This is a genomic window from Aneurinibacillus aneurinilyticus ATCC 12856 (assembly GCF_000466385.1).
Taxonomy (GTDB): domain Bacteria; phylum Bacillota; class Bacilli; order Aneurinibacillales; family Aneurinibacillaceae; genus Aneurinibacillus; species Aneurinibacillus aneurinilyticus.
Map to the genome: position 1 here is coordinate 1321 of NZ_KE952799.1, position 1172 is coordinate 2492.

General features: G+C 42.3%; 1 protein-coding gene and 2 pseudogenes. 1 reads left to right on the forward strand and 2 read right to left on the reverse strand.

All coding sequences use genetic code 11. The features are described 5' to 3' along the window. A pseudogene (locus HMPREF0083_RS29395) lies at nucleotides 1-121 on the forward strand (UDP-N-acetylglucosamine 2-epimerase (non-hydrolyzing)); the annotation flags it as partial. 63 nt (nucleotides 122-184) lie between these two features. Here the strand turns inward: HMPREF0083_RS29395 and HMPREF0083_RS30150 are convergent. Both HMPREF0083_RS30150 and HMPREF0083_RS13085 read right to left on the reverse strand, forming a co-directional pair. Next, nucleotides 185-525, reverse strand: a pseudogene (locus HMPREF0083_RS30150) (DDE-type integrase/transposase/recombinase); the annotation flags it as partial. A 219-nt stretch (nucleotides 526-744) separates the two neighbouring features. Continuing rightward, nucleotides 745-1170: a GNAT family N-acetyltransferase gene (locus tag HMPREF0083_RS13085; RefSeq protein ID WP_040302703.1), complete on the reverse strand. Its 426-nt coding sequence runs from the start codon at nucleotides 1168-1170 to the stop codon at nucleotides 745-747. Nucleotides 1171-1172: the final 2 nt, after the last annotated feature.

Sequence of the window (1172 nt, forward strand, 5' to 3'; positions counted from 1 at the left end):
GTGCCATTCGTCGGTTAGTAGACAAGCATGAGGATATTGCGGTAGTGTATCCGGTTCATCTTAATCCGGCAGTGCAGGAAGCACTGCTGCATATTTAGGAGAACATGATCGGATTCGGCTTTTTCATTTAAATCAGTTCTTTTTTGATTATGCTGTGGAACGATTCAATGCAAGCATTGTCTTAGCAGTTTCCTTTGTAGCTTATGCCCCCAATCATGGAATAGACTTGAAGCTGCTTCTGGTAATCGTGAGAGGCGTACTGGCTGCCGCGGTCGCTCATGTGCCAGCCGATGATCTTACGGGAATATCGATCCATTACGCTCGCCAGATATAGCCAGCCTTCGCCGGTCGTGACGTACGTTATATCCGTCCCCCATTTTTCATTTGGTTTGCTCGCCATTGTTGCTTCTTTATGATGCGGGTCACCGTTCGCTCGGAGATCTCCACACCTTGTTGACGAAGCTAGTTGGCGATCTTTGGACTGCCGTAGAGCTGGCGGGATTGATCATAGACTTCCTTGACTTGCTCCGTCCATTCCTTGTGCTGGCGCTCCCGATGGCTCTTGGGATGCCCCTTCCATTTGTAATATCCGCTGCAGGATACGTTCAAAACATTGCTCATCTTCTCCAGCCGGTACTCGAAGCGGTGTTCGTGGATGAACGCATATTTTACCGATGGTCTTTCGCGAAGAAGTGCATCCTAAATTTTCGTTGCGTAAAATGTACCTTTTATACAACGGGGCAATTAAAGTCTTTTTAAAAAAACATAGCTAACCTTGTCATATTCCATCTTATTTTCATAAAAACGATGAGCATCTATTCGTTGTAATCCTGATGAGAGCGAGACGATATCATAGCCATTTTCCTTTGACCAATTATGTACATAATTTAGAAGTGCTTCACCATATCCTTTCGAGCGATTATTTGAATCTGTAACTAAATCACAAACCCAAATGAACCTTCCATTATACAAAGTGATCATAGGCATAAAGCCTGTTACTGCTACCATTTTTTCATTTTCATATAAAGCAGCCATTTTATAATCTTCCTTTTGTACAGCTTCTTGAATTAATTGAAGGAATTGATCTTCATCCAAATGGGTTCTCAATTGTTTCATCACTGGATAGGCTTCCTTCCATTCCTTTTCGTTTTTCAATTCTTTTATTAAAATTG